The sequence below is a fragment of the Devosia sp. P2_G7 genome (genome assembly GCF_056403495.1).
Genome location: NZ_JBFUFI010000002.1, coordinates 190931 through 212209, shown reverse-complemented (window position 1 = coordinate 212209; position 21279 = coordinate 190931). Strand labels below are relative to the sequence as shown.

The following is a 21279-nucleotide window of genomic DNA, read 5'->3' as shown; positions in this document are numbered from 1 at the left end:
CTCCCGTTGGCCGCTCATGCGGCGGTTACAGGGAGCAATTCGCGGCACTGCTAGAGGAGGTTACGCCATCACGCGTTCGTGACCACGCGACAGACTTCGCGACGCGGTGTAACCTTTCCTCCGTATCCACCGAATTCAGGGTTCAATGAGCGTCACCTCGAACATGGAAGCGCGGCTCCGCGCGCTGATGCTCAAGGCGCTCGACGGCGACGCGAACGCCTACCGGGTGCTGCTCGAAGAACTGCGCCGGACCTTGCGTTCCTACTTCGCACGCCGGCTCAACCCCGCGCTCGCCGCCAATGGCGACGACCTGGTGCAGGAAACCCTGATGGCCATCCACACGCGACGGCTGACCTATGATCGCAACCAGCCGCTGACGGCCTGGGTGCACGCCATCGCGCGCTACAAGCTGATCGACCATTTCCGCCGCAACAAGCTGCGCGCCACTGTGCCGCTCGAGGACGACGCCGCGATCTTCGCGAACGATGAGACCGGCGACGTCACCGCCCGCATGGATGTCGAAGCGGCGCTCTCAACTATCCCCGCGCGTCCGGCCGAACTGATCCGCCAGGTGCGGCTTGAAGGCGCCTCCATCGCCGAAGCGGCGGCGCGCACCGGCATGTCGGAGTCCGCGGTGAAGGTCTCGATCCATCGCGGCCTGAAGTCGCTGGCCGCACGGTTCGGAGGGCGCGCCGATGAGTGACGACCTGATCGATCGGCTGGTCGCCGACACCACGCCGGTGCCGCGCAATGCCCTGAAGCGCCGGCTCGCCTTAGCCGGCGTCATCGGCGCCATCGTCGCCGCCGCGGTGATGGTGCCGTGGCTCGGGCTCCGCCCGGACATCGCCACCGCCTACGCCAACCCGACCTTCTGGGCCAAGTTCGCCTTCACGCTGATCTTCGCGCTGCTTGCCTTCTGGGCCGCCGAACGCCTGTCCCGCCCTGGCGGCAGCTTGCGCCTGCCGCTGCTCGGCATCTTCGCGCTCGTCGCGCTGACCGGCATTGCCGGTATCGTCCAGATGATGATGAGCGGGCCCGAAATGATGAGACCGCTGGTGATGGGCGGCACGGCGCTGATCTGTCCGGTCTACATCGTCGCGCTATCAGTGCCCATCTACGCGGTGACTGTCCTGGTGATGCGCCGCTTCGCGCCCACCAACCTGACCCTCGCCGGCTTCGCGGCAGGCCTGATGGCGGGCGCCGCCGCCACCTGGGTCTACGCCTTCCACTGCGGCGAAAGCGGCCTGCCCTTCATCACCATCTGGTACACCACCGGCATCCTCGCCGCCGCCTTCCTCGGCGCAGCGATCGGCCGGTTCGCGCTGCGCTGGTAGGGCTCAGCCCTCGTCGCGTGCCGCCCAGTTGATGCCGCGACGCAGGATCGTCGCCATCTGCGGGTTCTCGAACTCCTTGGCCTGGTGCCCCAGCGTCGAGTGGAACACCTTGCCGGCGCCGTACTGCCGCTTCCACACCACCGGCATCACCACGCCTTTGGTCCAGGCGGCGTGCTGGCCCGAGAAGGTTGTCGTTGCCAGCACTTCGACCGAGGGGTCCATGTGCATGTAGTACTGCTCGGACGTGTAGGGGAACGAGGCCGGGATGCCCTGCATGATCGGGTCATCGGGCTTGGTCACGTCCACAGTGTAGTCGATGATATTGCCCGGGTGCGCCACCCACTGTCCGCCGACCACGAACTGGTAGTCGACCGCATCGCGGAACGCATCGCTCATCCCGCCATGGTGCCCGGCGAGCCCGACGCCACCTTCGATGGCTTTGACGAGATTGCTGAGCGGCTCCTTCTCGATCTTGCTCATGGTGTAGATCGGGATGATCAGGCTCAGCTCATGGATCGCCGGATCGGCGAATACCGCGAGGTCGGTTTCGACCCGCACCGAGTAGCCGTCCTCATGCAGCCAGCGCCGGTAGATTGCGGCGCATTCCTCTGGGTCATGCCCGTTCCACCCACCCCAGACGATCAAGGCACTACGCATAGTCGACTCCCCGCATAAAGCGGGCGGAGAGTAACCGAACCGGCCGTTCATGGAAGCCCAAAAGCGCCGCGCCACGCCCTTCCGCTGTCCGATGATCTGTTGTTAACTCCCGGCTCCACTGGAGTTGCAGGTGGCACAAGGAAGGGGCGCCTGCGCTGTTACACCGGCGTTGCAAAGCGGTGGGAAAAGGGTCCGGGCCAATCGGACCGCCACGAAAGGACAGGGATATGAAGAAGCTATTGTTCGGCGCCTCGGCGCTGGCACTCACTGCCGGTTTTTCCGGTGCGGCCTTTGCCGATTTCTCCCTCACCATCCTCCACATCAACGATTTCCACTCCCGCTTCGAATCGATCACCGGGACGGACTCGACCTGCAACGCCGAGGGCGAGACCAAGGGCGAGTGCTTCGGCGGTATTGCCCGCCTGAAGACCGAGATCGACGCCAAGCGCGACGAGGCCAAGGCGGCCGGCGAGAACGTCGTGCTGCTCTCCGCCGGTGACGAGTTCCAGGGCTCGCTGTTCTACACCCAGTACAAGTCCGAGATCGTCGCCAACTTCATGAACGACATGGGCTTCGACGTGGTGGCCACCGGCAACCACGAGTTCGACGACGGCCCGGCCGAGTTCGCCAAGTTCATCGCCTCGGCCAAGTTCCCGATCATCGGCGGCAACTTCGACACCACCAAGGACCCTGACCTGAAGGGCCTGCCCAAGGGCGTGATCGTCCTCAACATCGGCGGCGAGAAGGTCGGCGTGATTGGCGCCACCACTGTTGATACGCCCGATATCTCCTCCCCCGGCACCAACGTCGCCTTCGAAAGCGTCACCGAGTACGTCAAGGGCGCCGTCGGCGCACTGGAAGCCGCCGGGATCAACAAGATCGTGGTGGTCAGCCACATCGGCTACAAGGTCGACCAGGATCTGGCCGCGGCCGTCTCCGGCGTCGACGTGATCGTGGGCGGCCACAGCCACACTTTCCTCGGCACCGGCAAAGGTGAGGCGGGCCCCTACCCCACCCTCGTCAAGAACCCCGATGGCGTCGACGTTCCGATCGTCCAGGCCGGCCAGTACGGCAAGGTGCTGGGCGAACTCAAGGTTACCTGGGACGATGCCGGCAAGGTTGTCTCCGCCACCGGCGCCCCGATTCTTCTCGATGCCTCGGTGAAGCCTGACCAGGGCTTCCTCGACCGCGTCGCCGAACTCGGCAAGCCGCTCGAGGCCCTGAAGGCCGAAGTCATCGGCACCGCCACTGCCCCAATCGAAGGCAACCGCGACGTCTGCCGCGTCTCCGAATGCTCAATGGGCAACCTTGTCGCCGACGCACAGCTCGATCGGGTCGCCGACCAGGGCATCACCATCTCGATTGCCAACTCGGGCGGCCTCCGCGCTTCCATCGACGCCGGCGAGATCACCATGGGCGAAGTGCTCACGGTGCTGCCGTTCTCGAACACGCTCGCGACCTTCCAGCTCACTGGCGCCGACCTCGTCGCCTCGCTGGAGAATGGTGCCAGCCAGATCGAGGAAGTCGCTGGCCGCTTCCCGCAGGTCGCGGGTCTCAAGTACACCTTCGACAAGTCCAAGCCCGCCGGCTCGCGTATCTCCGACGTGCTGGTCAAGGACGGCGACAACTGGGTGCCGATCGACCCCGCCAAGACCTACGGCATCGTGACCAATAACTACGTGCGCGGCGGTGGTGACGGCTACGAGCTGTTCGGCAAGAACGCCATCAACGCCTACGACTTCGGACCGCCGCTCGAGAAGGTTGTGGCCGACTACATCGCCAAGCTCGGCGGCGCCTACACGCCCTACACCGACGGCCGCATCACCGATGCCTCGCCGGCCCCGGCGCCCGAGCCCGCTCCGGCGGCCGAGCCCGCTCCGGCCGAGGCCCCTGCGGCCCCCGCTGCGACGGAAGCTCCGGCAGCGGCTCCTGCCGCTCCCGCCGAGGCGCCTGCGATGGAAGCTCCTGCAATGGAAGCCCCGGCGACCACTCCGGCGCCGGCAGCTCCCGCGGCGCAGTAAGCTCGCCACTGATTGTGAAAGGGCGCCTCTCGGGGCGCCCTTTTCATTTCACCTGGCGCTCGAACAGCACGACCTTGTCATCGGCGTAGATCGTCCGCGCGAACTCCTTGAAGCCGAGCCGTCCGGCCACCCGCATCGAAGCAAGGTTGTCGACATTGATCAGGCAGGTCATCCGCCGGCCCGGGAATGTTGCTTCGGCCCAGCCGATGGCCGCCTGCATCGCCTCGGTGGCGTAGCCCCAGCCCTGCGCCGACGGCATCAGCGCCCAGCCGGCTTCGAGTGTGCCCTCGAGCGGTGGCTCGATGATGCGGCGCGCCTCGTGAAAGCCGGCCTCACCTACCAGCTGCCCGGATTCCTTCTCGAACGTTGCGAAGAACCCGAAGCCCAGATGCTGCCACCCGCCGGCCCGCGTCAGGAAGCGTTGCCACGATTGCTCGCGCGTAAACGTCCGTCCGCCGATGAAATGCACCACGTCGGGATCCGCCCACATGGCGGCGAAGGCGTCGAAATCCGCCGGCGTATAGCCGCGCAGGATCAAGCGCTCGGTCTCGATGGTTGGGATGTCCATGGCGTTAGCGCGGCCGCGCCAGCTGGCGCCAGATCAGCAGCACGATGATCGAGCCGAGGATCGCGCCGAAGAAGCCCGCTGCTTCACCGGCCCGGTACCAGCCGATCGCCTGTCCCAGATACGTCGCGAGCAAGGCGCCGACGATGCCGAGCACCGTGGTCAGGATGAAGCCACGCGGCTTCGGGTCTCCCGGCGTAATCAGCTTGGCGATGACGCCGGTAACAAACCCGATAATGATGGCGCCCAGAATGCCCATAAGCCCCTCCGATTCCTCGGTTTCATAAATGGACCCGAGGCGGTTGGGTTGCAATGGCGACGCTGGAGCTTTCAGATCCAGCCGAGCTGCCGGAAGAAATCGAGCGAGCGTCAGTATAGTCCTCCGCCGCACTGACCGACACGGGCTTTGGAGCAGGCAAGAGAAAGCCCGGACACCACCTCCGTGGGACCCGGGCTTCTGCCTTCGCGACGATCGATAGGCCTGGTGGTCAGGCCTTGTTCTTGTTGTAGAGGTCGAAGAACACCGCAGCGAGCAGCACGATGCCCTTGATCATCTGCTGCCAGTCGATGTTGACGCCCAGGATCGACATGCCGTTGTTCATCACGCCCATGATGAAGGCACCGATGACGGCTCCCGCCACCTGGCCAACGCCGCCCAGCGCCGACGCACCGCCGATGAACACGGCCGCGATCACGTCGAGTTCGAGCCCCTGCCCTGCCTTCGGCGTCGCCGAGTTGAGGCGCGCCGCATAGATCATGCCGGCGAGCGCCGCCAGCGCCCCCATGATGGCGAACACGTAGAAGGTCAGCCGCTCGGTCTTGATACCCGACAGGGCCGCCGCCTTGAGGTTACCGCCGATGGCATAGATGCGACGACCGAAGGTCAGCCGCTTGGTGATGAAGACGAACAGCCCGATCAGGAGGGCCATCACCACCAGCACGTTCGGCAGGCCTTTGTAGGACGCGAGCATGTAGGTGAAGAACAGCACGAGCGCGGCGATCACCACGTTCTTGATCACGAACAGCGCGAACGGCTCCGACTCGTAGCCGCGTGCCTTGCGGCGGGCTCGCCCGCGCAGCGACAGCAGCACCATGGCGACGACGCCAATGATGCCCAGCACCAGGGTCGCGCCGTGCAGCGCCAGCGGCTGCACGCCTTCGCTGGCGGGAACGAGGGTGATCTTGCCGATGAAGTCCGGAATGAACCCTGCCGACAGCAGCTGGAACTCGGCCGGGAACGGACCCACCGATTTGCCGGCCAGAATGGCGAGCGACAGGCCCTTGAAGATCAGCATGCCCGCGAGGGTCACGATGAAGCTCGGGATGCGGTAATAGGCGATCAGCCAGCCCTGTACTGCCCCGATGGCCGCGCCGATCACCATGCAGATGATGCCAGCGACGATCGGATTGGCGAGGAAAGCCAACTCCGGCGGGAACTTCCAGCCGATCATCAGCATCGCGGCGAGCGCGCCGATGAAGCCCGATACCGAGCCGACCGACAGGTCGATGTGGCCGGCGACGATCACCAGCAGCATGCCCAGCGCCATCACGATGATGTAGCTGTTCTGCAGCACGATGTTGGTGAGGTTCACCGGCTTGAACAGCGTGCCGTCCGTCGTCCACTGGAAGAACAGCATGATGAGGATGAGCACCAGCAGCAGGCCGTAATCACGGATATTAGCCTGCAGCGCCCCCCAGATCGTGAGTTCCTGGGTCTTGCCGGCCTCGGTCGGCGCTGCCGCCGCCTGCGATGCGGTTTCTGTGGTCATGATGCTGCTTTTCCTTCGGCGCGAACGATGGCGCGCATGATCTTTTCCTGGCTGGCTTCACTGGTCGGCATCTCGCCGACCATCCGCCCTTCGTTCATCACGTAGACGCGGTCCGTGATGCCTAGCAGTTCCGGCATCTCCGACGAGATGACGAGGATTGCCTTACCCTGCGCGGCCAGTTGATTGATGATGGTGTAGATTTCGTACTTGGCCCCGACGTCAATGCCGCGGGTCGGCTCGTCGAGGATCAGTACGTCCGGGTTGGCGAACAGCCACTTCGACAGCACAACCTTCTGCTGGTTGCCGCCGGAGAGGTTCCCCGTCACCTGGTAGACGCTGGAGGACCGGATGTTGGTCTTCTTGCGATAGTCGTTGGCCACGTCGAGCTCGGCCAGGTCATCGATGACGCCCCAGCGCGACACGCCGACCAGGTTGGCGATCGTCGTGTTGTGCTTGATGTGGTCGATCAGGTTGAGCCCGAAGGTCTTGCGGTCCTCGGTGGCATAGGCGATGCCGTGCGCCACGGCCTTCTCGACCGTCGAGGTGTCGATCTTCTTGCCGTTGAGGAACACCTCGCCGGTGATCTTCTGGCCGTACGACTTGCCGAACAGGCTCATCGCGAACTCGGTGCGGCCCGAGCCCATCAGCCCGGCGATCCCGACGACCTCCCCCTTGCGGATGTTGAGGTCGATGTTCTTGATCACCTGCCGGTCGCGGTGCTGCGGATGATAGACTGACCAGTTCTTCACCTCGAGCACCACATCGCCAACGTGTGGCGCACGGGGGGGATAGCGGTCCTCGAGCGAGCGGCCGACCATCAGCGTGATGATGCGGTCCTCGGTGATCTGGTCTTTGTTCAGCGTCTCGATGCTGTGGCCGTCGCGGATCACCGTGATCCGGTCCGAGACCTTCGAGACCTCGTTGAGCTTGTGCGAGATGAGGATGCAGGAAATGCCCTGGTTCTTGAACTCGAGCAGCAGGTTGAGCAGCGCCTCGCTGTCCTTCTCGGAAAGGCTCGCCGTCGGCTCGTCGAGGATCAGGAGCTTCACCTCCTTCGACAAGGCCTTGGCGATCTCGACCAGCTGCTGCTTGCCGACGCCGATATTGGTGATCAGCGTGTCTGGATCCTCATTGAGGCCGACCTTGCGCAGCAGCTTGCGAGCGCCCTCGCGGGTTTCATCCCAGTCGATCACGCCCGCATTGGATTGCTCATTACCGAGATAGATGTTTTCCGCGATCGACAGAAGCGGCACCAGGGCCAGCTCCTGGTGAATGATCACGATGCGCTTGTGCTCGCTGTCGCGGATCGATTTGAACTGGCATTCGTGGCCTTCATAGATGATCTGGCCTTCGTAGCTGCCATGCGGATAGACGCCGGAGAGCACCTTCATCAGCGTCGACTTGCCGGCGCCGTTTTCGCCCACGATGGCGTGGATCTCACCGGCCCTGACATCGAGATTGACGTTCTGGAGCGCCTTCACACCGGGGAAGGTCTTGGTGATGTTCCGCATCTCCAGGATGGTGTCGGTCATAGCAGTCCTTCAGCTGGGTCCGGTCGCTCGGGTGGCGCCGCAGACCCCTGGATATTTACTTCATGTGAGTAGAATGGCGAAAGGGCCTCGCGCTGCCGCGAGGCCCCTCCGGAATACCTGGATTACTTCAGGTCTTCGGCCTTGATGTAGCCCGAACCAACAACGAGAGCCTCGTAGTTGGTGACGTCCACGTCATGCGGAACCAGCAGGATTGACGGCACGACCTTGACGCCATTGTCATAGGTCTTGGTGTCGAGGCCTTCCGGGGTACCGCCGGTGAGGACGGTGTCGACGAGGCCGGCAGTGGTCTTGGCCAGTTCGCGGGTGTCCTTGAACACGGTCGAGTACTGCTCGCCGGCGATGATCGCCTTGACCGACGGGGTCTCGGCGTCCTGGCCGGTGACGATCGGCCACGGCTGATCGGCAGAACCATAGCCAACGCCGCGCAGCGACGAGATGATACCGCGGCTCAGCCCGTCATACGGGGCGAGAACGCCGTGCACCACGGTGCCGTCCGAGTAGTTGGCCGACAGGATGTTGTCCATGCGGGCCTGCGCCACGGCGCCGTCCCAACGGAGCGTACCGACCTTGTCCATGCCAGTCTGGCCGGACTTGATCACGATCGAGCCGTCGTCGATCAGCGGCTGCAGCACCGACATCGCGCCGTCATAGAAGAAGAAGGCGTTGTTGTCGTCCGGCGAACCGCCGAACAGCTCGACGTTCCACGGCTTCACGTCCGGGAAGCGCTCCTTGAGGCCCTTCACGAGGGAATTGGCCTGGAGGACGCCGACCTGGAAGTTGTCGAAGGTGGTGTAGTAGTCGACGTTGCCGCTGTCGCGGATCAGGCGGTCATAGGCGACGACCTTGATGCCGGCATCGGCAGCCTGCTGCAGCACGGCCGAGAGCGTCGTGCCGTCGATCGATGCAATGACGAGGGCCTTCACGCCCTTGGTCACCATGTTCTCGATCTGGGCGAGCTGATTCGGGATGTCGTCCTCGGCATACTGCAGGTCGACGCTGTAGCCCTTCGCCTCGAGCGCGGCCTTCAGCTCGTTGCCGTCTGAAATCCAGCGCAGCGACGACTGGGTCGGCATCGCGATGCCGATGGCGCCCTTGTCCTGGGCAAACACCGAACCGGTGAGCGCGATCGCGCCAACCGTCACGGCGGTCATAAGAAGTTTCAAGGCTTTCACTGGTTTCCTCCCGGGTAAACCGTTGTGTTGGAGCCACTGCCGGACCAGCCGGCGTGGGGAGGATTTGGATGGAGGTCATTCATCGGGTCTTGAGCTACGCACGGCAACACCGTCTCGCCCGACCTGTCGAAGCCTCCCAAACGCCCTGCTGCCAAGGCGTTCGCACGTCCTCCAACGCGCGGCCGGAACCTAGAGTAATCAGATACCAGTGTAAAGATGTCCGGCGAGCGCCGCCGAACTGACATACTAGTTGCGCGCCGGACCTTGCTCCACACCTCCCGTTGACGCTACATCTTCGCCCCGAGGAGCACGGCGGCAGCGAAGAGAACATTCGCGTCGCTGATGAAAACATATCAGATAGGTCTAGGGGCATGGCAAGCAGTGACGGCAACGTCGGCCGAGAGGAACATGCATCGACGGCGGCGGAGAACGTCGCCAATGCCCTGGCCGATATCGTGCTTCAGGATTTCGCCCCCGGCGCCAGCATTCCAAGCGAAGCAGACCTCGCCGCCCGCTTTGCGGTGAGCCGGCTGACGATCCGCGAAGCCGTCAAGATGTTGGTCGGCCGGGGACTGCTGGATATCGGCCGCGGCCGCCGCGCCGTGGTGCGCGAGCCGGACAGCTCGGTCTTTGCCGGGCTGCTGGTGTCGATCGTCCGCAACGACCCGAAGGGCCTGTTCGATCTCATCGAGCTGCGCATGGCCATGGAGACCCTTGCCGCCGGCCTCGCCGCCAAGCGCGTCAGCCGCGCCGGGGTCCAGGCCATCGAGGGCGCCATGCTAGGCATGCGCCTCGCCGCCGCCGACGCGGCCAACGGCGCAAATGCCGAGGGGGAAGCGCGATTCCACGAATGGGACCTGCAGTTCCACGAGGCCATCGCCACCGCCAGCGGCAACCGGGTCATCGCCTTCATCTTCGAGGCCATGGCGCAACCACTGCGGGAGAGCTTCGTCATGAGCCGTCGTGGCCAGACCCTCCGCTACGCCGGCCGCGAGGAAACGCTGAACGCCCACCAGGGAATCCTCGACGCCATCCGCGCCGGCAACCAGCGCGGCGCCGTCGAAGCCATGCGGGGCCATCTCAAGAGCACGGAACTCGATATCCGCTCGCATCTCGCCAGCGGCAACGCCACGGCGCCCGCGCTTTAGGGCGCCGGCCGTCAGCCGTGGTTGATCATCACGTGCCGGACGGCCGTGTAGTCCTCCAGCGCGTAGACCGACATGTCTTTCCCGTAGCCCGACTGTTTCAGCCCACCATGCGGCATCTCGTTGACCAGCATGAAGTGGGTGTTGATCCAGGTGCAGCCATACTGCAGCCGCGCCGCCGTCTGCATCGCCTTCGAGATATCCTTGGTCCACACCGATGAGGCGAGGCCGTAGTCGCTGTCGTTGGCCCAGGCGATGGCATCCTCGGGGTCGGTGAAGCGGGTGATCGACACTACCGGCCCGAACACTTCGCGCCGCACGATCTCGTCCTGCTGCAACGCCCCGGCAATCACTGTCGGCTCGTAGAAGAACCCCCGGTCGCCGGAGACATGGCCGCCGGCGGTGATCTTGATATGCGGCAGCTCCGACGCCCGCTCGACAAAGCTCGCCACACGATCGCGCTGCCGCTTCGAAATCAGCGGCCCGATCTCGTTGAGCGTATCGTCCTGCTGGTTGTACTTGATCGAGTTCACCGCCGAACTGAGGTCCGCCACCAGCTTGTCATGGATCTTCGGCCCGGCGTAGATCCGGCACGCCGCCGTGCAGTCCTGCCCGGCATTGTAGTAGCCGAAGGCCTTGAGCCCGCTCACCACCGCCTCGATGTCCGCGTCGTCGTAGACGATCACCGGCGCCTTGCCGCCGAGCTCGAGATGCGTGCGCTTGACCGACTTGGCCGCCGCCTGCAGCACCTTCTTGCCGGTCGCGACGTCGCCGGTGATCGAGATCATGTTGATCTTGGGGTGGTTGATCAGCGCGTTGCCGACGCTCTCGCCGCGCCCGAGGATGACATTGACCACGCCTTCCGGCAGCACGTCGGCGAACACCTTCGCCAGCTTCAGCGCCGTCAGCGGCGTCTGCTCGGATGGCTTGTAGACCACCGTGTTGCCGCCTGCGATCGCCGGCGCCAGCTTCCACGCCATCATCATCAGCGGGTAGTTCCACGGCGCGATCGAGCCGACGATGCCGATCGGATCGCGCCGTACCATCGAGGTGTGGCCCGGCAGATATTCCCCGGCGATCGAGCCCTGCATGTTGCGCACCGCGCCGGCGAAGAACCGCCAGCAATCGACGATCGCCGGGATCTCGTCGTTCTTCACCGCATTGATCGGCTTGCCGCAGTTCAGCGCCTCGAGCGCCGCGAAGCCATCGGCATCGTCCTCGATCGCCTGCGCGATCCGCAGCAGGTAGTTCGAGCGCTGCCCGGGCGTCGTCCGTGACCACGTGGCGAACGCTTTCTCCGCCGCCGCGACGGCCGCGTCGATCTGGTCCTGCGAGGCCTCAGGTATGCCCCGGATCAGTTCCCCGGTCCTGGGATTGAGCACCTGCTCCTCGGTTTCCGTCCCCGCCTCGAAGCGCGAGCCGATCAGCATCTCGGTATTCATTAGTCTCTCTCCCGAACGAATTGGGTCATTTGCCCATACCGGCGACGGTCTGGTCGCCGCCACGGCTGAAGTAGAACGCGAGCAGGATCGGCAGCAGCGTCACGATCACCACCACCATGGCGACCACGTTGGTCACCGGGCGCTGCCGGGGTCGTACCAGTTCCTCGAGCATCCAGATCGGCAGCGTCTGCTGCTGGCCGGCGGTGAAGGTGGTGACGATCACCTCGTCGAAGCTGAGCGCAAAGGCCAGCATGCCGCCCGCCAGCAGCGCCGTGCCGATATTGGGCAGGATGATGTGGCGGAAGGTCTGGAACTTGTCCGCGCCGAGATCCATCGCCGCCTCGATCATCGAGCCCGATGTCCGCCGGAACCGGGCGACGGCGTTGTTGTAGACCACGACGATGCAGAAGGTCGCGTGGCCGAGGACGATCGTCCAGAACGAGAACGGAATCTCCATCAGGCTGAACGCCGACCGCAGAGAGATACCGGTGATGATGCCGGGCAGCGCGATGGGCAGGATTACCAGCAGCGAGATCGTCTCTCGTCCGAAGAACCGGGTGCCCGACACCGCCGCGGCACAGAGCGTTCCCAGCACCAGCGCGATCAGCGTCGAGATCGATGCCACCTGCACCGACAGCGTCAACGCCTGCCAGACGTCTGGCCGGTTCCACGTCACCTCGAACCACTTGAGCGTCAGCCCCGGCGGCGGCCACTGGTAGGTCCGCTCCTCCGACGAGAAGGCATAAAGGAAGATCAACGCAATCGGCGCCAGCATGAAGAACAGCCCTGCCGCAGCGGCGAGCTTCAGGCCCCACGGTGCGCGAGCCACATCAGAGCGCATCGAACGCCCCCATGCGCTTGGCCATCCACAGATACAGCCCCATGATGGCGATCGGCACCACCGTGAAGGCGGCGGCCAGCGGAATGTTCCCCGCCGTGCCCTGGTGCGCGTACACCGCCTGGCCGATGAAGAAGGCCGACGTGCCGATGATCTGCGGGATGATGTAGTCGCCCAGCGTCAGCGAGAAGGTGAAGATCGAGCCGGCGACGATGCCGGGCAGCGCCAGCGGGAAGATCACCTTCCAGAACGTCTGCATCGGCGTCGCGCCGAGATCGGACGAGGCATCGAGGAGATTGGTTGGCACCCGTTCGATCGCCGCCTGGATCGGCAGGATCATGTAGGGCATCCACACATAGAGGAAGACGATGAAGGTGCCGGTGTAGCTGATCGAGAGTGAATTGCCGCCGATCACCGGCAGCGAAAGCCAGGCATCCAGCAGCCAGGTCAGGTGCAACTGCGCGAACACCCAGTTGAGGATGCCTTCCTTCGCGAGGATCAGTTTCCACGCATAGACCTTCACCAGGTAGCTGGCCCATAGCGGCAACATGATGCCGAGATAGAACAGCGCCTTCCATTTCCCCCGTGCATAGCGCGCCGCCATGTAAGCAATGGGAAAGGCGATCAGCGCCGAGGCGACGGTGACGGCGGAGGCCATGATCACCGTGCGGAGGATCACGTCGAGGTTCTGGGGCTTGAGCAGCTCGGCATAGGTCTTGAGCGTGAACTCGTAGTTGATCAGCCCCGAGAACTCGTCGATCGAGAAGAAGCTCTGCAGCAGCAGCGCGAACAGCGAGCCGATATATACGATGCCGAGCCAGAGCAGCGCCGGCAACAGCAGCAGAAACACGAACAGCTTCGGCTGGCGCCAGAACCGGTCGCTGAGCGAGCCGAGCCAGCCCCGCTGGTTGCTGAGGATGGCACCCGAAGCGGTGGCGGCGACCACACTCATCCGGCGTTCTCCATCAGGTGCAGCGCATCCTTGGCGAAGCCGATGGTGACCCGTTCCCCCTCAATCGGCAGATCGTCGGTGGACGGAACGACCGCATGCAGCAGCGTGCCGTTGAGATCGACCGCAAGCCGGGTGGTCGCACCGAGATACGATCGCGCCGTGACCGTGCCGGTCAGCGCATTCTGGCCGCCATCGGCCCGGATGACATGGATCGCCTCCGGTCGCAGCGACGCCCAGCGCCGCTCGCCGGCGATGGCCTGCACGAACTCGGGCCCGAGCACATTCGACGAACCGACGAAATCGGCCACGAAGCGCGAGTTCGGTTGTCGATAGATCTCCTCGGGCGTCCCCACCTGGATCAGCTTGCCGAAATTGAACACTGCCACCCGGTCGGCCATCGACAGCGCCTCACCCTGGTCATGGGTGACGAAGATGAAGGTGATGCCGAGCGTCTTCTGCAGCGCTTTCAACTCTTCCTGCATCTGCTCGCGCAGCTTCAGGTCGAGCGCCCCAAGCGGCTCGTCCAGCAGCAACACCTTGGGCTTGTTGACGATGGCCCGGGCCAGCGCCACGCGTTGTCGCTGCCCGCCGGACAATTGCCCCGGCCGCCGGTCGCCATAGCCGCCGAGCTTCACCAGTTCCAGTGCCGCCTCGGCCTCCCGGGCCCGCGTTGCCTTGTCGACCTTGCGCAGCATCAGCGAGAATTCGACGTTCTCCCGCACGTTCATGTGCGGGAACAGCGCGTAGTCCTGGAACACTGTGTTGACGTTGCGCCTGTAGGGCGGCACGCCTTCCACCGCATCGCCGAAGATACGGACCTGGCCCAATGTCGGCTGCTCGAAGCCGGCAATCAGCCTGAGGCAGGTGGTCTTGCCCGATCCAGAAGGGCCGAGCATCGCAAAGAACTCCCCTTCCCCGACCTCGAGATCGACCTCGTCGAGTGCTTTGACCGCCCCGAAATGGCGAGAGACGGTCTGGAGGGAAACGGCCGATGTCATGCGTGTGGCAACTTTCGCGTCGTATCAGGTGTCACCCCCGCAACGGCGGAGACCCAACTCGCTGTGGACGCGAGATCGCATAGGATCGCGTCCGCCACGGGAGTGACAGTTGCGGGGTGGAGGAGGCGGAGCAGCGCCCCGCTTCCCTCGGGCCGCTTATCGGCCGCCGATGACCCCGACATAGTCGCTGACCCAGCGGTAGTACGGCACGCACTCGCCCGCCTCACACTTCGCGGTCGGGGTCCGCCAGAAGCGGATCTTGTCGAAGTTCTCGTAGCCGTTCATCGTGCAGCCCTCGTCGGTGAGGAGCTCATTGCCCTTGCAGGCAGCGGGCACCGACGGCACCGTGCCGAACCAAGCCGAGACATCGCCCTGCACCTTGGGCGCGAGCGAGTGCTCCATCCACATGTAGGCGCAGTTCGGATGCGCGGCTTCGGAGTGGAGCATCGTGGTATCGGCCCAGCCGGTGATCCCTTCCTCGGGGAAGGTCGAGGCCACCTTGGCGCCTTCGGCCACCAGCACGTTGACCATGAACGGCCAGGACGACGACGCGACAACGCCTTCGTTCTTGAAATCGTCCATCTGGATGTAGGCGTCGTGCCAATAGCGGCCGACCAGTGTCCGCTGCACGCGCAGCAGGTCGAGCGCCGCCTTGTACTGGTCTTCGTTCAGCGCGTACGGGTCCTTGATGCCGAGTTCGGGCTTGTGCGCCATCAGGTAAAGCGCGGCGTCGGCGATGTAGATCGGCCCGTCATAGGCCTGCACCCGGCCCGTGTTGGACTTGCCATCGGGCAGGTTCATCTCCTCGAACACCACGTTCCAGCTGGTCGGCGGCCCGTCCTTGAACACGTCGGTATTGTACATCAGCACGTTGGCGCCCCAGACATAGGGCGTGCCGTAATGTGTGCCGTCGACGGTGTGCCACGCGGCGTTCTGCAGCCGCTCGTCGATCGTTGACCACGACGGGATCAGCGCCGTGTTGATCGGTTGCACGCGCTTGCCGGCGATCAGCCGCAACGAGGCGTCGCCCGAGGCGGTGACGAGGTCGAAGCCGCCTTCGTTCATCAGCGCCACCATTTCGTCCGAGGTATTGGCGGTCTTCACGCTCACCTTGCAGCCGGTATCGGCTTCGAACTTGGTGACCCAGTCATAGTTGGGGTCGGTCTCACCGCGTTCGATGTAGCCGGCCCAGGCGACGATCGAGACTTCGCCCTCGCCCGCGCCGAGCGACTGCAGCATCTCCTGCGCAGCCACCTGGCCGGTGAAGGTCGCAACCATGGTCAAGGCCGTACATGTCTTGAGGATGGATTTCATCGATTTCTCCCTGCTCGGGCAGCGCTCCCAAATGCGCAGCATGCCCTTGATTGGAAGCTTATCGGGCGCCTTGCTATTCGCAAATGCATTCGGCCGGGGGGAGATATCGGAAAAACCGATATGACAGCGTAGCTGACGTTCCTCAATCGCCCATCTGTAGAAAGATGAACGGCCTCTGATGGCAGTCTGAACGGTGAATCAGCGCTCCTGTGCCGCCCTGCCCCGTGGCGAATGCTGCTGCTGCGCCAGCCCGATGAAATCCCGCGCCGCCTGCGTCAGCTGGCTGCCGCGCCGCCACACCATCCCCACCTGCACCACCGGCAACGCTCCCGAAATGTCCCGGCTCTCGATCCGGTCGCCTTCGAGCGACCACGGCCGATAGACCAGGTCGGGCAGCAGCGCGATGCCGGCGCCGGTGGCAACCAGGCTGCGGACCGCCTCCACCGATCGCGTCCGAAACGCCACGTTCGGCCGCGCGCTGAAAGCGGCAAGGAGCTTGCCGGTATTCTCTTCGGTCTCGTCCACCGTCAGCATGATCAGCGGCTCCGGCACGATGTCCGAAACCGAAATGATGTCCGCCCCGGCCAAGCGGTGCCCCAGCGGCAGCCATAGCCGATACGGCGAAGTCTCGAATATCTCCGCCTGCAGCGCCACGCGGTCGCGGAGGTTGGAGATCACCATCACTGCCACATCCAGCTCGCCGCCGATCAGCAGGTGCTCGAGGTAGTCGCCATTGTCCTCGATCGCCGAGACATTGACGTTGGGATAGGCCCGCCGATACCGCGCCAGAAGGTCCGACAGCACGTAGCCCGCCACCAGCGAAGTCACGCCCAGCTGCAGCGAGCCCGCCACCGGCGCTTCCGCCTCGCCAAAACTCCGCCGTGCGTCCGAAACGCTGGCAAGGATCCGGGCCGCGTGCCGGTAGAACTGATGCCCCGTATGCGTGATCGTCAGCCCGCGCCGGTGCCGCTCGAACAGCGTCACCCCGAGGTCCGATTCCAGCTCCTTGATCGCATCGGTCACCGCCGACTGGCTGATCGAGAGGCTCTGCGCTGCCCCCGACACCGTCCCCTCCTCGGCGACCGAGATGAAATACTGCAGTTGCCGGAGCGTGAAAGCCATGTCCCACTAAACCATTGCCCCATCCGGCGCTCAATCGGCCGATTGCCTCTTGCCCACGCCGATCAGCACGCTATTTGAACATGGAACGCAATCCAGGGGGATAAGCCATGGGCAGCCGCGCCAACACCCTCGCCGCCATCGAGCGCCGCGTCCGTCGCATCGGCCGCCCGTTCGGGGTCAGCCTGCTTATTGCCGAGAAGCGCAACCCCAAGATCGAAGCCCATGGCGGCTACATGCTGCGCGACGACGACACCTTCGAGATCGTCTTCGGCAATGCCGGCTACGACTTCTCCGCCAGTCTCGAGGAAATCGAGGAGTTCCTGATGGAATCGCGCACTGCGATGCGCGAGGAGATCAAGGGCAAGAAGAAGCGCTAGCGCAGCGACGCCAGCAGCCCGCGCAGCCACTCGCGCGCGCCGCGCACCCAGCCGACCGCCGCCTGCCACGCCGCCGTCGACTTCGCCCAGCGGATCGCCCGGTCGCGCAGCCCGAACAGCCAGCCCAGCAGCGCCTTGAGCCAGCCGATCCGCATCAGCGGCTCATAGGCCGCGTGGAAGATCCGCTCGCAGATCAACAGCGACAGCACCTGCGCAATGAGCAGCAGGATGGTCCCCTGCACCACATGCCCTGTCGCGCCCCAGTACACGGCGAACAGCTTCGCCGGCTCGATGATCACGAACGGCACCGCCAACAGCGCCAGCGCCACATAGGGCGGTAGCCGCCCGATCAGCGCCCCGAGTCGCTGGAACAGCTGCAACTCGCCCAGCCGCCGGATCAACGGCCGGAACAGCGGGAACAGCAGCTCGTCGAGCACGGTGTAGATCACCACCGCGATGGTCACCACCGCCCGCCCGATGCCGCGGATGACGCGCCGCCACGCCGGGATCGCCTGCTCGTCTGTCATGTTTGCTCTGTCTCTCGCGAAGGCTAGCCGCGCCGATCTTCTATGCTATCGTCGGCGTGGGAAGTTTCTGTGCCTCAGTAGCGAGCATCCGACCGCATGTCGATTAAAGCCGCGATCTATCACCTGACGCACTACAAGTACGATCGTCCGGTAGTCCTCCAACCCCAGATCATCCGGCTCCAGCCAGCGCCGCAGAGCAAGACCAAGGTGCTGAGCCACTCGCTGCGGGTCTCGCCATCGAACCATTTCGTCAACGTCCAACAGGACCCCTACGGCAACTACCTCAGCCGCCACGTCTTCCCCGAGCCGGTGATGGAACTGAAGATCGAGGTCGATCTCGTCGCCGACATGACCGTCTACAACCCGTTCGATTTCTTCGTCGAGGAGCGGGCCGAGACCTGGCCCTTCGAGTATCCCGAGGAACTGCGCGACGATCTCTCGATCTACATGAAGCCGCAGCCGGCTGGCCCGCTGCTGATGGAGTTCCTGCGCCAGGTCGACCGCACCCCGATGAACACGGTGAACTTCATCACCGCGCTCAATGCCCGGGTGCAGCGCGAGATCGGCTATATCGTTCGCCTCGAAACCGGCGTGCTGGAACCCGACGAGACGCTGACCCGCGCCCAGGGTTCGTGCCGCGATTCAAGCTGGCTGCTGGTGCAGGCGCTGCGCCACCTCGGCTTCGCCGCCCGGTTCGTCTCCGGATACCTGATCCAGCTGAAGCCGGACCTCGTCTCGCTCGACGGTCCCGCCGGCACCGACCACGACTTCACCGATCTCCACGCCTGGTGCGAGGTCTACCTCCCGGGCGCTGGCTGGGTCGGGCTCGACCCCACCTCCGGCCTGCTCGCTGGCGAAAGCCATGTGCCGCTCGCCGCCACCCCGCACTATCGCAACGCCGCGCCGATCTCGGGCTTCACCAGCTTCGCCAATGTCGAGTTCGCCTTCGACATGAAGGTGAGCCGCGTCGCCGAGCACCCGCGCATCACTATGCCGTTCTCCGACGAGAGCTGGAACCGGCTCAACGTGCTCGGCAAGAAGGTCGACGAGGAGTTGGTCGCCAACGACGTCCGCCTCACTATGGGTGGTGAGCCGACTTTCGTCTCCATCGACGATTTCGAGGCCGGCGAGTGGAACGCCGATGCGGTCGGGCCGACCAAGCGCGCCAAGGCCGATGCGCTGATCCGGCGCCTCCGCGAACGCTTCGCACCCGGCGGCCTACTACACTACGGCCAGGGCAAGTGGTATCCCGGCGAAACGCTGCCGCGCTGGACCTTCTCGCTCTACTGGCGCCGCGACAACAAACCGGTGTGGCGCGACGACAAGCTGTTCGCCCACGAAGGCGTGCCGACGGCGGCGAAGCCCGGCGACGACCAACGCCTCCTCACCGAGATCGCCAACAATCTCGGCGTCGGCACCGAAACCATCGACGCCGCCTATGAGGATCCCGGCGACTGGCTGGTGAAGGAAGCCCGCCTGCCGCCCAATGTCGATCCGGCCAATTCCGAGCTCGCCGACCCCGAAGCCCGGGCCCGCATGGCGCGGGTATTCGACAACGGCCTCAACAACCCGACCGGCTACGTGCTCCCGGTGCAGCGCTGGAACGCCCTGCCCGACCGCACCAACCGCTGGATCACCGAGAAATGGCGCACGCGCCGCGGCAAGCTGTTCCTCGCCGCCGGTGACTCGCCGGTCGGCTACCGCCTGCCGCTGAGTTCGCTGAAGCACGTTGAACCGACCGCCTACCCGCACGTCGTCCCGCGCGACCCGCTGATCGCTGTGCTCGACCTGCCCGAAGTCGAGGAACTGCTGCAGCAGCCGGTCGAGGTGCGCGTCGGCCACCACGCCCAACCATCGACCTTCACCGCCGATCCGACCATCAACCAGGACGTCACCGAGCAGGTGCTCGACGAGATCGATTCCGTCGTCCGCACCGCGGTGACGGTCGAGCTGCGCGAGGGCCGCCTCTGCGTTTTCCTGCCCCCGGTGTCGACGGTGGAGGACTACCTCGAACTGATCGCCGCATCCGAGGAGGCGGCCAAGACACTCGGCCTCCCCATCCATGTCGAGGGCTATGCCCCGCCCTACGATCCACGGCTCAACGTCATCCGCGTGGCGCCCGATCCGGGCGTTATCGAAGTGAACATCCACCCGGCCTCGAGCTGGGAAGAGTGCGTCGCCACCACCACTGCGGTCTATGAGGAAGCGCGGCAGGCCCGGCTCGGCGCCGACAAGTTCATGATCGACGGCAAGCATACCGGTACCGGTGGCGGCAACCACGTGGTGGTCGGCGGCTCGACCCCGGGGGACTCGCCGTTCCTGCGCCGGCCCGACCTGCTGAAGAGCCTGATCCTCCATTGGCAGCAGCATCCGTCGCTGAGCTACCTGTTCTCTGGCCTGTTCATCGGGCCCACCTCGCAGGCGCCGCGCTTCGATGAGGCCCGCCACGACAGCCTCTACGAACTCGAAATCGCGATGAAGCAGGTGCCGCTGCCGGGCGAAGGTATCCCGCCGCGGCCGTGGCTGGTCGACCGGCTGTTCCGCAACCTGCTGGTCGACGTCACCGGCAACACCCACCGCTCCGAAATCTGCATCGACAAGCTCTACTCGCCCGACGGCCCGACTGGCCGGCTTGGGCTGGTGGAGTTCCGTGGCTTCGAAATGCCGCCCAATGCGCGGATGAACCTCGCGCAGCAACTGCTGGTCCGCGCCCTGATTGCGCGGTTCTGGAAGGCGCCCAAAGAGGGCAAGTTCACCCGCTGGGGCACCACCCTGCATGATCGCTTCATGCTGCCGCAGTTCGTCTGGGCCGATTTCCTCGACGTACTGCGTGATCTCAAGGACAACGGCTTTGACCTCGACCCCGAGTGGTTCGCGGCGCAGCTCGAGTTCCGCTTCCCGTTCTGCGGCGAGGTGGAGATCGAGGGCATGAAGCTGACCCTCAACCAGGCGCTCGAGCCCTGGCATGTGATGGGCGAGCAAGGGGCCATCGGCGGCACCGTGCGCTTCGTTGATTCATCGGTTGAACGACTTCAAGTGAAACTTGAGGGTCTCAACCCCGGCCGTTATCAGGTCACCGCCAACGGCCGCGCCGTGCCGCTGACCGGCACCGGTGAGGTGGGCGTCGCGGTGGCTGGAGTCCGCTTCAAGGCCTGGCAGCCGGCGTCGGGCATGCACCCCAACCTGCCGGTCAACTCGCCGCTGCATTTCGACATCTATGACACCTGGTCGGGCCGCTCGATTGGCGGCTGCACCTACCACACCGCTCACCCTGCGGGCCGCAACTACGAGACCTTCCCGGTCAACGGCAACGAGGCAGAAGCCCGCCGCCTGTCCCGCTTCGAACCGCGCGGCCACACCCCGGGAGCCTTCGTGCCGCCCACCGAGGAGCGCTCGGCGGAGTTCCCGCTGACGCTGGATCTGCGGGTGCCGGCCTAGCTCGGCCCCGTTCCCGTATGACGAAATGACACCCGGATTTTGACCATCCAGTTCA

19 protein-coding genes are annotated in these 21279 nt (G+C 64.8%); 6 read left to right on the top strand and 13 right to left on the bottom strand.

Translation table 11 applies throughout. The features are described from left to right. Nucleotides 1–145 precede the first annotated feature (145 nt). Both AC1DWU_RS04180 and AC1DWU_RS04175 read left to right on the top strand, forming a co-directional pair. The gene (locus tag AC1DWU_RS04180) at nt 146–703 is read left to right on the top strand and encodes a sigma-70 family RNA polymerase sigma factor (protein WP_477148709.1); all 558 of its coding nucleotides are present in this window, start codon (nt 146–148) and stop codon (nt 701–703) included. Next, nucleotides 696–1334 carry an NrsF family protein gene (locus AC1DWU_RS04175; RefSeq protein WP_477148708.1) on the top strand — a complete coding sequence of 213 codons (639 nt, stop codon included), beginning with the start codon at nt 696–698 and terminating at the stop codon, nt 1332–1334. Before AC1DWU_RS04180 ends, AC1DWU_RS04175 begins: the two co-directional genes overlap by 8 nt. Nucleotides 1335–1337: 3 nt before the next feature. On the opposite strand, the gene AC1DWU_RS04170 is transcribed toward AC1DWU_RS04175, so the two are convergent. Then, nucleotides 1338–1991 carry a ThuA domain-containing protein gene (locus AC1DWU_RS04170; protein ID WP_477148707.1) on the bottom strand — a complete coding sequence of 218 codons (654 nt, stop codon included), beginning with the start codon at nt 1989–1991 and terminating at the stop codon, nt 1338–1340. A gap of 227 nt (nt 1992–2218) precedes the next feature. Between AC1DWU_RS04170 and AC1DWU_RS04165 the strand changes: the two genes are divergently transcribed. After that, nucleotides 2219–4012: a bifunctional metallophosphatase/5'-nucleotidase gene (locus tag AC1DWU_RS04165; RefSeq protein WP_477148706.1), complete on the top strand. Its 1794-nt coding sequence runs from the start codon at nt 2219–2221 to the stop codon at nt 4010–4012. Nucleotides 4013–4055: 43 nt separating this feature from the next. Here AC1DWU_RS04165 and AC1DWU_RS04160 read toward each other — a convergent pair whose 3' ends face one another. The 5 genes from AC1DWU_RS04160 to chvE form a co-directional block, all read right to left on the bottom strand. Then, entirely contained in the window at nt 4056–4580 is a 525-nt protein-coding gene (locus tag AC1DWU_RS04160; protein WP_477148705.1) for a GNAT family N-acetyltransferase, read from the bottom strand. A 4-nt stretch (nt 4581–4584) separates the two neighbouring features. After that, the gene (locus AC1DWU_RS04155) at nt 4585–4836 is read right to left on the bottom strand and encodes a GlsB/YeaQ/YmgE family stress response membrane protein (RefSeq protein WP_477148704.1); all 252 of its coding nucleotides are present in this window, start codon (nt 4834–4836) and stop codon (nt 4585–4587) included. Nucleotides 4837–5065: 229 nt separating this feature from the next. Further along, complete coding sequence (gene mmsB / locus AC1DWU_RS04150; RefSeq protein ID WP_477148703.1) at nt 5066–6346, bottom strand: multiple monosaccharide ABC transporter permease; 1281 nt, start codon at nt 6344–6346, stop codon at nt 5066–5068. Next, nucleotides 6343–7878 carry a multiple monosaccharide ABC transporter ATP-binding protein gene (gene mmsA / locus AC1DWU_RS04145; protein ID WP_477148702.1) on the bottom strand — a complete coding sequence of 512 codons (1536 nt, stop codon included), beginning with the start codon at nt 7876–7878 and terminating at the stop codon, nt 6343–6345. Before mmsA ends, mmsB begins: the two co-directional genes overlap by 4 nt. Before the next feature lie 122 nt (nt 7879–8000). Continuing rightward, nucleotides 8001–9050, bottom strand: coding sequence for a multiple monosaccharide ABC transporter substrate-binding protein (gene chvE / locus AC1DWU_RS04140; RefSeq protein WP_477149055.1), 1050 nt, complete (start codon nt 9048–9050; stop codon nt 8001–8003). A gap of 392 nt (nt 9051–9442) precedes the next feature. On the opposite strand from chvE, the gene AC1DWU_RS04135 reads away from it, so the two are divergent. Continuing rightward, nucleotides 9443–10219 carry a FadR/GntR family transcriptional regulator gene (locus AC1DWU_RS04135; protein ID WP_477148701.1) on the top strand — a complete coding sequence of 259 codons (777 nt, stop codon included), beginning with the start codon at nt 9443–9445 and terminating at the stop codon, nt 10217–10219. 11 nt (nt 10220–10230) lie between these two features. Here the strand turns inward: AC1DWU_RS04135 and AC1DWU_RS04130 are convergent, their stop codons facing one another. The 6 genes from AC1DWU_RS04130 to AC1DWU_RS04105 form a co-directional block, all read right to left on the bottom strand. Further along, the gene (locus tag AC1DWU_RS04130; protein WP_477148700.1) at nt 10231–11658 is read right to left on the bottom strand and encodes a gamma-aminobutyraldehyde dehydrogenase; all 1428 of its coding nucleotides are present in this window, start codon (nt 11656–11658) and stop codon (nt 10231–10233) included. 25 nt (nt 11659–11683) lie between these two features. Then, nucleotides 11684–12499: an ABC transporter permease gene (locus AC1DWU_RS04125; RefSeq protein WP_477148699.1), complete on the bottom strand. Its 816-nt coding sequence runs from the start codon at nt 12497–12499 to the stop codon at nt 11684–11686. Beyond that, a complete protein-coding gene (locus AC1DWU_RS04120) occupies nt 12489–13448 on the bottom strand; it encodes an ABC transporter permease (RefSeq protein ID WP_477148698.1) in 960 nt (319 codons plus the stop codon). The genes AC1DWU_RS04125 and AC1DWU_RS04120 overlap by 11 nt, the downstream gene beginning before the upstream one ends. Further along, nucleotides 13445–14446 carry an ABC transporter ATP-binding protein gene (locus AC1DWU_RS04115; RefSeq protein ID WP_477148697.1) on the bottom strand — a complete coding sequence of 334 codons (1002 nt, stop codon included), beginning with the start codon at nt 14444–14446 and terminating at the stop codon, nt 13445–13447. Before AC1DWU_RS04115 ends, AC1DWU_RS04120 begins: the two co-directional genes overlap by 4 nt. A gap of 156 nt (nt 14447–14602) precedes the next feature. After that, complete coding sequence (locus tag AC1DWU_RS04110; protein WP_477148696.1) at nt 14603–15760, bottom strand: ABC transporter substrate-binding protein; 1158 nt, start codon at nt 15758–15760, stop codon at nt 14603–14605. A gap of 198 nt (nt 15761–15958) precedes the next feature. Further along, complete coding sequence (locus AC1DWU_RS04105; RefSeq protein WP_477148695.1) at nt 15959–16882, bottom strand: LysR family transcriptional regulator; 924 nt, start codon at nt 16880–16882, stop codon at nt 15959–15961. A gap of 107 nt (nt 16883–16989) precedes the next feature. On the opposite strand from AC1DWU_RS04105, the gene AC1DWU_RS04100 reads away from it, so the two are divergent. After that, the gene (locus AC1DWU_RS04100) at nt 16990–17259 is read left to right on the top strand and encodes a hypothetical protein (RefSeq protein ID WP_477148694.1); all 270 of its coding nucleotides are present in this window, start codon (nt 16990–16992) and stop codon (nt 17257–17259) included. Here the strand turns inward: AC1DWU_RS04100 and AC1DWU_RS04095 are convergent. Beyond that, complete coding sequence (locus tag AC1DWU_RS04095) at nt 17256–17786, bottom strand: hypothetical protein (RefSeq protein WP_477148693.1); 531 nt, start codon at nt 17784–17786, stop codon at nt 17256–17258. The two genes, AC1DWU_RS04100 and AC1DWU_RS04095, sit on opposite strands and share 4 nt — an antisense overlap. Before the next feature lie 96 nt (nt 17787–17882). Between AC1DWU_RS04095 and AC1DWU_RS04090 the strand changes: the two genes are divergently transcribed. Continuing rightward, a complete protein-coding gene (locus AC1DWU_RS04090) occupies nt 17883–21224 on the top strand; it encodes a transglutaminase family protein (RefSeq protein WP_477148692.1) in 3342 nt (1113 codons plus the stop codon). The last annotated feature ends 55 nt before the right edge of the window (nt 21225–21279 follow it).

Excerpts from the sequence above, each read along its gene's own strand:
- AC1DWU_RS04180 (WP_477148709.1), top strand. The coding sequence starts at position 146 with ATGAGCGTCACCTCGAACATGGAAGCGCGGCTCCGCGCGCTGATGCTC.
- AC1DWU_RS04175 (WP_477148708.1), top strand. The coding sequence starts at position 696 with ATGAGTGACGACCTGATCGATCGGCTGGTCGCCGACACCACGCCGGTG.
- AC1DWU_RS04100 (WP_477148694.1), top strand. The coding sequence starts at position 16,990 with ATGGGCAGCCGCGCCAACACCCTCGCCGCCATCGAGCGCCGCGTCCGT.
- AC1DWU_RS04115 (WP_477148697.1), bottom strand. The coding sequence starts at position 14,446 with ATGACATCGGCCGTTTCCCTCCAGACCGTCTCTCGCCATTTCGGGGCG.
- AC1DWU_RS04095 (WP_477148693.1), bottom strand. The coding sequence starts at position 17,786 with ATGACAGACGAGCAGGCGATCCCGGCGTGGCGGCGCGTCATCCGCGGC.
- AC1DWU_RS04090 (WP_477148692.1), top strand. The coding sequence starts at position 17,883 with ATGTCGATTAAAGCCGCGATCTATCACCTGACGCACTACAAGTACGAT.
- mmsB (WP_477148703.1), bottom strand. The coding sequence starts at position 6,346 with ATGACCACAGAAACCGCATCGCAGGCGGCGGCAGCGCCGACCGAGGCC.
- AC1DWU_RS04135 (WP_477148701.1), top strand. The coding sequence starts at position 9,443 with ATGGCAAGCAGTGACGGCAACGTCGGCCGAGAGGAACATGCATCGACG.
- AC1DWU_RS04105 (WP_477148695.1), bottom strand. The coding sequence starts at position 16,882 with ATGGCTTTCACGCTCCGGCAACTGCAGTATTTCATCTCGGTCGCCGAG.
- AC1DWU_RS04155 (WP_477148704.1), bottom strand. The coding sequence starts at position 4,836 with ATGGGCATTCTGGGCGCCATCATTATCGGGTTTGTTACCGGCGTCATC.
- chvE (WP_477149055.1), bottom strand. The coding sequence starts at position 9,050 with ATGACCGCCGTGACGGTTGGCGCGATCGCGCTCACCGGTTCGGTGTTT.
- AC1DWU_RS04130 (WP_477148700.1), bottom strand. The coding sequence starts at position 11,658 with ATGAATACCGAGATGCTGATCGGCTCGCGCTTCGAGGCGGGGACGGAA.
- mmsA (WP_477148702.1), bottom strand. The coding sequence starts at position 7,878 with ATGACCGACACCATCCTGGAGATGCGGAACATCACCAAGACCTTCCCC.
- AC1DWU_RS04170 (WP_477148707.1), bottom strand. The coding sequence starts at position 1,991 with ATGCGTAGTGCCTTGATCGTCTGGGGTGGGTGGAACGGGCATGACCCA.
- AC1DWU_RS04110 (WP_477148696.1), bottom strand. The coding sequence starts at position 15,760 with ATGAAATCCATCCTCAAGACATGTACGGCCTTGACCATGGTTGCGACC.
- AC1DWU_RS04165 (WP_477148706.1), top strand. The coding sequence starts at position 2,219 with ATGAAGAAGCTATTGTTCGGCGCCTCGGCGCTGGCACTCACTGCCGGT.
- AC1DWU_RS04160 (WP_477148705.1), bottom strand. The coding sequence starts at position 4,580 with ATGGACATCCCAACCATCGAGACCGAGCGCTTGATCCTGCGCGGCTAT.
- AC1DWU_RS04125 (WP_477148699.1), bottom strand. The coding sequence starts at position 12,499 with ATGCGCTCTGATGTGGCTCGCGCACCGTGGGGCCTGAAGCTCGCCGCT.
- AC1DWU_RS04120 (WP_477148698.1), bottom strand. The coding sequence starts at position 13,448 with ATGAGTGTGGTCGCCGCCACCGCTTCGGGTGCCATCCTCAGCAACCAG.